At 31.2% G+C, this 9193-nt stretch carries 8 protein-coding genes and 6 tRNA genes; 13 read left to right on the forward strand and 1 reads right to left on the reverse strand.

Annotated features, from left to right (window positions below; all coding sequences use genetic code 11):
* Positions 1-167 precede the first annotated feature (167 nt).
* Entirely contained in the window at positions 168-305 is a 138-nt protein-coding gene (locus KQI38_RS02400; protein ID WP_216555160.1) for a hypothetical protein, read from the reverse strand.
* Between the two features lie 271 nt (positions 306-576).
* Here KQI38_RS02400 and KQI38_RS02405 point away from each other — a divergent pair, with 271 nt between their 5' ends.
* From KQI38_RS02405 to KQI38_RS02465, 13 genes are all read left to right on the forward strand, one after another.
* Positions 577-1572 carry an AIR synthase family protein gene (locus KQI38_RS02405; RefSeq protein WP_216555162.1) on the forward strand — a complete coding sequence of 332 codons (996 nt, stop codon included), beginning with the start codon at positions 577-579 and terminating at the stop codon, positions 1570-1572.
* Positions 1573-1684: 112 nt separating this feature from the next.
* Positions 1685-3766: an N-acetylmuramoyl-L-alanine amidase family protein gene (locus tag KQI38_RS02410; protein ID WP_216555164.1), complete on the forward strand. Its 2082-nt coding sequence runs from the start codon at positions 1685-1687 to the stop codon at positions 3764-3766.
* Positions 3767-3817: 51 nt separating this feature from the next.
* Positions 3818-4339, forward strand: coding sequence for a DUF2179 domain-containing protein (locus KQI38_RS02415; RefSeq protein ID WP_216555170.1), 522 nt, complete (start codon positions 3818-3820; stop codon positions 4337-4339).
* 69 nt (positions 4340-4408) lie between these two features.
* Complete coding sequence (locus KQI38_RS02420; protein ID WP_216555179.1) at positions 4409-5398, forward strand: GerMN domain-containing protein; 990 nt, start codon at positions 4409-4411, stop codon at positions 5396-5398.
* A gap of 167 nt (positions 5399-5565) precedes the next feature.
* Entirely contained in the window at positions 5566-6177 is a 612-nt protein-coding gene (locus KQI38_RS02425; RefSeq protein WP_216555181.1) for an XTP/dITP diphosphatase, read from the forward strand.
* A gap of 1 nt (position 6178) precedes the next feature.
* Positions 6179-6658: a metallophosphoesterase gene (locus KQI38_RS02430; RefSeq protein WP_216555183.1), complete on the forward strand. Its 480-nt coding sequence runs from the start codon at positions 6179-6181 to the stop codon at positions 6656-6658.
* A 90-nt stretch (positions 6659-6748) separates the two neighbouring features.
* Positions 6749-6822: transfer RNA gene (locus tag KQI38_RS02435), tRNA-Gly, on the forward strand.
* 9 nt (positions 6823-6831) lie between these two features.
* Positions 6832-6908: transfer RNA gene (locus tag KQI38_RS02440), tRNA-Arg, on the forward strand.
* Between the two features lie 20 nt (positions 6909-6928).
* Positions 6929-7005: transfer RNA gene (locus KQI38_RS02445), tRNA-His, on the forward strand.
* A gap of 52 nt (positions 7006-7057) precedes the next feature.
* Positions 7058-7133 (forward strand) — tRNA-Lys (locus KQI38_RS02450).
* A 23-nt stretch (positions 7134-7156) separates the two neighbouring features.
* Positions 7157-7240 (forward strand) — tRNA-Leu (locus tag KQI38_RS02455).
* A 50-nt stretch (positions 7241-7290) separates the two neighbouring features.
* Positions 7291-7366 (forward strand) — tRNA-Arg (locus KQI38_RS02460).
* Between the two features lie 606 nt (positions 7367-7972).
* Positions 7973-9046 carry a Fic family protein gene (locus KQI38_RS02465; protein WP_216555192.1) on the forward strand — a complete coding sequence of 358 codons (1074 nt, stop codon included), beginning with the start codon at positions 7973-7975 and terminating at the stop codon, positions 9044-9046.
* Positions 9047-9193: the final 147 nt, after the last annotated feature.

The raw sequence follows: 9193 nt of genomic DNA on the forward strand, positions 1-9193 counted from the left end.
CCTTTCCAGCTAAATATTCTTGTACAACTTTCATCTTAAATTCATAACTATATTTTGCCATTTAAAAACCGACCTCCCATCAGTTAGATTCTTAGGTCTAACTTTTGGGGGTCGGTTCAGTTATTGATTCTAACTTTTAGTGCTTTTAGATTTTGATTCTGGAGAGTTTATGAATCGTCTTTCTTTTCCTTTTTAGTAAAATAAGGGCAATCTTTAGTAGGAGTATTAGATGGAGGAGTAACTGATTTTAAAGCACATAATCCATCTTCTTCATACACACATTTTTCAGAACAAGGTATCATCAAAGCTAAACCCTCCCTTTCAGTCAATTTACAGTGAACAATTAACAATTAACAATTAAAATATTAAAACCAATGACTCTATAATATTTTTTACTTTTAATTGTTCTCTGTTCTTTATTAATTATCTTTATTCTTTCCAAAATAAATTTAAATATGATTAGAATGTATTTTAAAAATGTATTTTAAAAGTGTATCGAAAATGTATTAAAAGTGTTATACATATGGTACAATATAATTAGTCAAAATATAGAAAAGCATTATGGGAGGTAGCAAAATGGAAATAGGAAAATTACCTAATGATGTTTTGGAAAAAATAGTTTTATCAAATATAAAAAATAAAAGAGAAGAAGTATTAGTAAGGGCGGCAGTAGGAGAAGATAATGCTATTATTGATTTTGGAAATAATTTATGTGTAATGAGTACAGATCCTATTACAGGGGCAACTAAGGATATTGGGAGATTAGCTGTACATATTTCTTGTAATGATGTATCAACTAGCGGTGCAGAGCCTATGGCGGTACTAATGACTATATTGGCGCCACCCAATACTACAGAGAAAGATATAGAAAATATAATGAGGGAAGCGGGAGAAGTAGCAAAGGAAATAAATGTGGAAATCGTAGGTGGACATACGGAAATTACAGATGCAGTAAATAGGATAGTAATAAGTACAACTGTTATAGGGAAGCAATCTAAGGAAAAACTACCAAACTCAAAGGAAATAAAAGTTGGAGATAAGGTATTAATTACTAAATATGTTGGGATAGAAGGAACATCTATAATCGCAAAGGAATTAGAAGAGCAATTGATTGATAAAATAGGCAAAAACAAACTTGATGTAGCGCAAAATATGGATAGCATGCTTAGTGTAGTTAAAGAAGGTATAATTTGTGGAGAAATTGGCGTCAGATATATGCATGATATTACTGAAGGAGGAGTTTTAGGGGCGGTTTGGGAGGCTTCTAAGGCTACTGGAAAAGGAATAGAAGTTTTGGAAGAATCTATACCAATTAAAGATGTAACAAGGGAGATTACAGATATTATAGGCATAGATCCTTATAGATTAATATCTAGCGGTTCTATGCTGATTATAGCAGAGGATGAGAAGGTTTCAACAATCAATGAAGAATTAAATAAGGTTGGAATTAAAGTTACAGCTATAGGTAAGATAATAGAAGAAGGTATTATACTAAATAAAAATGGGGAGATAAGCAGTATAGAGCCGCCAGAAGCTGATGAGTTATATAAGGCTTTATCACTTCATAAGTAATATTACATTATGGTTACAAAATTCGTAATTCGTTGACATAATAATTGACTAAATGATATAAATAAAATAGACAAACTTTATTAAGGGTGGAAGGACATAAGGAGGTAGATAAATGAAAAAGTGGAAGATAATGCTGTCTTTGTTTGTACTATTATTTTTATTTAGTCAAATAGGACATGCAGCCAGTAACAAGACAATTCAAGTAAGTATGAACGGTGCTAAAGTTTCTGTAACACAGGTACCCATCATTATGGACGGACAAGCAATAAATACTGAGTTTCCCTCCTTTGTTCATACCAATAGGACACTAGTACCTATTAGATTTGTATCAGAAAGCTATGGGGCAGAAGTTAGTTGGGATCAAAAAACTAAAACTGCTACAGTGGCCTATGGAAACAAGGAAGGAAAATTCACTATAGATAGCAATGTAGCTATAATAAATGGTGAAAAGAGGATTTTAGATCAATATGCTATTCCAAGAATAGCAAGTTTAGGTGGTAATAGCGGAAGAACCATGGTTCCGCTGAAGTTTGTTACAGAAATCTTCGGTTACGAAGTTGGCTGGGATAGTGCAAAAAATGCCCCTTACATTAACTCTAAACAAGATACTAAGCCAGAAGTTCCGCAAGATGGGTCAAGTATAATCAGTAGTATTTCAGTGGGAAAGGGAAGTACAGATAAAAATAAACTGATTATAAATAGCAGCAAAAGTATTGATTATGAAACTATGTTTTTGCAAGATTCCAATAAGCTGATTATTGATATCAAAGATTCTAAATTATCATTGGAAAATACTAAAGATGCTGAAGGAACAATAGATGTAAAAGATAGTATTATTGAAAAAATTCAATACTCACAGTTTTCTAAAGAGCCTAATATTACTAGAATAGTGGTAACATTAAATCAGATAGTAGAACATAATGTTTTACTAACAAATGATGGAAAAGACATGGCAATATCTTTTGGTAATAAGGTAAAATCAATTACAAAAGAATTAATTGATGGTAAAGAAGCTATTGTAATCCATGGTACATCTGAGGTTAAGGTTAATTTCATGAAACTTAAAAATCCAGAAAGAGTAGTAATAGATTTAATGGATTCTGTTTTAGAAGGAAGTACTTACTATAACTATGATTATGATTTAGGATTTGTAAAAGGAGTTAGAGTATCACAGTTTAATGTTGATAATAACTATAGCCCTATGGATCAAATTGTTAGAATAGTCTTAGACGTAAAAGATGGAATATCAGACCCTAATGTAAAAGTGGATACCTATGGAGATAAGATAGTAATTTATCCTGAAAAATCTTTCTGGGAAAACATTTCTTATACTTCAGAAGGTGATAATAAAATTTTCACTATTAACAATCTTGTGGAAACAGATTACTCCGTAAACTATGAAACTGGAAACAAATGGATACAAGTAACGATCCCGACAGATAATGTAGAATTAAATGAAGGGATAGTATCTATAAAAGATGGATTGATAGATGAAATTCAAGTTGTCAAAGATGAAATAGAGACTAGAGTTTTCATTAAATTTAGAAAGAGTATAGAATATGTTCTACTTTCCAGAGAGTCAGACAGTAAAGTTTCTTTGATGATAATGAAGGATGAAAATGTAAAAACTTCTGACAGGCTTATTGTTATAGATGCTGGACACGGAGGTAAAGATCCAGGAGCTACATCTATAAACAAAAGGAGAGAAAAGGATTTAAATCTTAGTGTTTCACTGAAACTCAATGATGCACTCAAAGCTCAAGGATATAATACAATAATGACTAGAGATACAGATGAATTTATTGATTTATATGAAAGAGCTAGAATAGCAAATGATAACTATGCAGATGTTTTTGTAAGTATACATGGAAATTCTCATGATAATAAGTCTATTGCAGGAATTCAAGTATTATATTGTCCAGCAACTCAGTCAGAGAAAAAAGAAATAGATCAGCATCCATTTGCTAAAATCATAATGGACGAGCTATTAAAGGCTACAGGAGCAGTAGATAAGGGTATAATTCAAAGACCTAATCTAGTAGTTCTTAGGGAAACTAAAATGCCTGCAGTCTTAGTAGAAACAGGATTTTTATCTAATTCGGCTGAAGAAAACCTTTTATTCACTGAAGAGTATCAATATAAAATAGTTAATGCCATAATAAAAGGAATAGAAAAATATTTTGAAATGTATTAATATAATAGGCAAGGGTAACCTTGCTTATTTATTTTTAGGGAGGAGAGAATTATGGAGTTATTATACGGATATTTATTTATTTTCTTTGCAAGGGTGGCAGATGTATCTTTAGCCACTATTAGGACACTTATGGTAGTACAGGGAAGAAGGTTACAAGCTGCATTAATTGGCTTTTTTGAGGTAAGCATTTATGTAACAGCATTGAGTAAAGTAGTTAGTAGCTTAGATAACCCTTTAAATCTTTTATCCTATGCATTGGGATTTGCCTGTGGAAATTATTTAGGAATTACAATAGAAAATAAAATCGCTTTGGGAAATTTGGCAACTCAGATTATTTTAAAAACATCAGATAATAAGGAATTAATTAAAATTCTTAGAGAAAATGGATTTGGAGTAACAGTTATAATAGGTCAAGGATTAGAAGGAAGTAAAGAAATATTAAATGTAGCAATAAACCGTAAAGATTTGACTAATTTAAAGAAAATAGTATATGAATACGATAAAAATGCATTTATTACTGTAAATAATATAAATCCTATTAGTGGTGGGTATTTTGCATCTAATAAAAAGTAAGAGATAAATTAATCATAGTCTGACAACTCTTCTAATATAATGTAATAGTATAATCTAGGAGGGTTGATGATGGTAAATAGGAGAATAATATTATTTGGACTAATAATAGTCTTGGGTCTAACGGTATTAAGTATTGGAAAAAACCTTATTAATGACAGGTTATCAGCTAAGGATGACGAAATACAAATCATTAGATCTGATGAAGAAGAAGTAGTCGTAGCTGAAGAAGAAGGCGTAAGAAAGACAGTTATGTATTTTAGAGATGCAGATGGATATTTAGTTCCTGTAATGCGAAAAATTCCTTGGGAGGAAGGAATTGCGAGAGTAACACTTAATAATATGATAGACAGTGCGGAACTTAGAGAAACTTTGAAACCTACTGGTCTGTTACCAGTTATACCGGCAGGTACAGAGATTTTAGGGATGTCTATAAATGATGAAACTGGTCTGTGTAAGGTTGATTTTTCTGAGAATGTTTTAAGTAATCAATCAGAAAAGGAAGAAGAAAGTTTTATTAAAGGTGTAGTATATACACTGACAGAGTTTCCAGCTATTAAAGAGGTTCAAATACTAGTCGGTGGAAAAGCATTACCTTCTTTAAACTATGGAGGAGATATTAGTAAGCCCCTAGCAAGAGAAAATATTAATTTAGTTGGCAAATTAGAAGATGGTCGTTCTAAAGTAGTCGTTTATTATAAAGGAATGAATAATGAAGAATTTGAATATTTTGTACCAGTAACGATACCTACTTTAGCACCAGTAGCAAATGTATATTCTGCATTGGATATTTTATTTGAAGGGCCACCACAAGATATTGGACTATTTTCAGATATCCCAAGAGATGTTATGCTTCATGGAGTAGAAGTAAAAGATGGTACTGCATATGTAGATATATCCTATGAGAGTTACTCGGATTCATCAGAAGATAAAACCTTTAGTGATATAGTAAAAAATATAGGTCTAACACTAAGTCAATTTGAAGAAATTGAGACCGTTGAGTTACTTATAGATGGAGAAACAATAAATACTACAATTCCAGTTTTTGCAAATGAATATTAATTTGAATTAACAGTTAACAAAGAACAATTAACAAGTTTAAATATTATCGTAGGGGCGAGCTAATATGCTCCCCTTTTCTTTTTTTATTTATAGATAAAAAATTCTATATTTGATAAAATATAATAACAGAGTACAAGATTAGAAAAATAAAGGAGTATATAATTAATATGGAAAAAAGAAAACTTGTAGTATCAACAGGCAATCAACATAAAGTAGAAGAAATAAAAAATATACTTGAGGGTTTATCAATAGAAGTAGTTTCTAAAAAAGATGTAGGATTAGGTGATTTAGAAGTGATAGAAGATGGGGAAACCTTAGAAGAAAATAGTTTAAAAAAGGCTAAGGCTTTAGCTGAAAGGCTAGATTATATGGTTTTAGCAGATGATTCAGGATTATTCGTAGATAAATTAAATGGAGAACCCGGAGTTTATTCTTCAAGATATGCAGGTGAAGAAGGAAATGATAAGAAAAATAATAATAAACTATTGGAAGAGTTGCAGGATATACCTTTGAAGGAGAGAAATGCTAAATTTAAAACAGTTATAGTATTAATTACTGAGGATAAGGAGAGCGCAATAGTTTATGGAGAATGTAAGGGTAAGGTGGGATTTGAGCCAAAAGGTAAAAATGGATTTGGATATGATCCTTTATTTACTCCAGATGGATATGACAAAACCTTTGGAGAATTAGGAGAAGAAATAAAAAATAAAATAAGCCATAGAGCAAAAGCATTAGAAAATCTAAAGGAAGCTCTAAAGAATATATTAGAGGTAGATTAATATGAGAATAGCAGTAGTTAGTGACACCCATGGAAATAATAAGGGCATTATCGAAAAGTTATCAGAGATAGAAAAACCGGATATTTTATTTCACCTTGGAGATTATGTAACTGATGGTGTTGCAATATCTAAAGCACTAGGATTTGAAACTATAATAGTAAAGGGTAATGGAGATTATCTTCATACTGAATATAATGAAGATGAGTTAGTGGAGATTAAAGGAAAGAAAATTTTTCTGACCCATGGACATAAATATAATGTGCAGAATGGAATAGCAAACTTATATTATAAAGGCTTGGAATTAGGAGCTGATATAGTGTTATTTGGTCATATACATGTACCTATTATAGAGAAGATAGGAAACATGATTATAATGAATCCAGGAAGCCCTTCCTTGCCTAGAAATGCTACAAAAATAAAAACTTTTGGCATCATAAACATTGGAAATACAATAGAAACAAAAATAATTGAAATAAATTAATAATATGCTATTGACTTTGTATTTAGAACCTGCTATAATTTTAAATTGTTAGCGAATAAAAGATTAAGTGATCACTGAGTATCGAACTATGCGGGTATAGCTCAGTGGTAGAGCACTGGCTTCCCAAGCCAGCTGCGAGGGTTCGATCCCCTTTACCCGCTCCAACTGTGAGAGCACCTATAGCTCAGTAGGATAGAGCAACGGACTTCTAATCCGTGTGCCGGGGGTTCGAATCCTCCTAGGTGCGCCAGCTTAATAATTTAAAATATGGTGGGTGTGGCCTAGTTGGTTATGGCGCCAGATTGTGGCTCTGGAGGTCGTGGGTTCGAATCCCATCATCCACCCCATATTTAACATCGAAGTAATAAAACTAATTTTGCTAGCAAAACAATTTATCATGATCCATTAGCTCAGTCGGTAGAGCACCTGACTTTTAATCAGGGTGTCCCGCGTTCGAGTCGCGGATGGATCACCACTAATGCCTTATAAAGGGCATATGCGGGAGTGGCGGAACTGGCAGACGCGCTAGACTTAGGATCTAGTGTCATTGACGTGGGGGTTCAAGTCCTCTTTCCCGCACCATACATAAAAATTGGCATGAGCCAATTTTTTTTATACGTAATATTAAATATGCACCAGTAGCTCAATGGATAGAGCATCTGACTTCGGATCAGAGTGTTGGGGGTTCGAGTCCTCTCTGGTGTGCCAAATACAATGAGTGGAAGGGTTTTGAGGGTTTTCCAAAATTAGATTTAACCCTTTTTTAACCCTTCTGAAAAATTAATGCATTAAATAATAAAAAAGATTATTCTTTTGATTATTCTTTTAACTCATTCTAAATGCCTGAATTATTCTAGGTGTTTTTTTATACCATATTGAATTTTACCCCTCCTTTTATTTCATAAATATTTACTAAATGAAGATTAATTCATTTTCATCATAATTTAATTCACTGGCAATAAAAATTAAATTCTTATCAGGATTTTAATATATAAACTAGGTAATATTTATCATTCATTGTCTCATCTTTTGTAATATATATAACTTTTCCCTATCGTGGAAAACATAGAAAAATTATTGTTGTTGGAACTTATGATTAGGTAAAGGAATATATGGATCATATATGATGGAATAAAGAAGGAAAACAAAAAGATAGTAAAATATAGAGGATTTATTGACTAAAACGAAATAATTAAGTTCATAATATAATTAAATATGAAATATAATATAATAAATCTCATGGTTATTTCAAAAAAATATATATATTGAAATAAATGCAATTAGATAGTATAATATATTATAGGAGGTTATATTATGAAGAAACCATTTGAGCCTAATTTTTTACCGATAAGTTTAGATAATTCCGACACCATAGAAATACTTAAATTAGAAGGAGAAGCTAGAGCTAAAGTTGAAAAATTCAATTCGATATTAGAGAGATCAGTAATAAAAAAAGAATTACTTATGCTATTTTCTATGAATGAATCAGTGCAATCTACTAAAATAGAAGGTACTCAAGCAAGTTTTAGTGAAGTTATAGAATCAGAAGTAACTGGAAATACAAATAAAGATATAACTGAAGTACTCAATTATTTTGATGCGCTAACAAAAGCACAAGACTTGTTAAAACAAATACCTATTTCTACAAGAATGTTTTATAAGTTACATGAAACTATATTAAAAGATAGTAGAGGACAAAGCAGAAGCCCAGGTTCATATAGAAAAGTCCAAAATTTTATAGGGCCAACAGACAGAAAAGAAGACGCAACATATATTCCTCCAGAAGCAACTTTGGTAGAGAAATATATGTCAAATTTAGAAAAGTATATAAATGATGAATACGAAGATGATTTTGGATATATTTCAAGAGCAGCTATAATCCACGGTCAATTTGAAACAATACATCCTTTCTTGGATGGGAATGGAAGATTAGGAAGAATATTAATAATAATTTACTTGTTAGATAAAGGCATTATATCGTATCCATCGTTTTTTGTAAGCGAAGAATTAGAAAAAAGCAAATATAAATACTATGCTTTATTAAATGGACTAAGATTAGAAAAACCCAGATGGAAAGAGTGGATAATATTTTTCCTAAATTCAGCAATAAAGCAAGCAGATAAATATATAGAAAAGCTGTTATCTATAGAAAGTCTGTATATCGAGATGATGTCTATAGCTAAAGAAAAAAGTATATCTGATGATGCAGTTTTATTTATATTCAATAAACCTATATTTACAATAAAGAAAATGCAAGAAGTAATAGGTGTAAGCTACAACACAGCAAGAAGATATGTAACAGATTTAGCTGAAAGTGGCAAGATATATGGAGATGATAAGCAAAGGAATAGGGTATACAGTTTTTATGATTTAATAGATATTTTATAAATATAAACAATAAGAAAAAGAGCCAGTATGAACTGACCTTTGTCAAGTAGACAGGTAATTTAATTAAAAATTCATGCACAATTGGATGCTTGATTTCGATATTCAATCGGAGTTAAGCATCCTAATCTTTTTTGGTACCTTTGTTCG

Source organism: Tissierella carlieri, from assembly GCF_018917285.1.
GTDB lineage: Bacteria > Bacillota > Clostridia > Tissierellales > Tissierellaceae > Tissierella > Tissierella carlieri.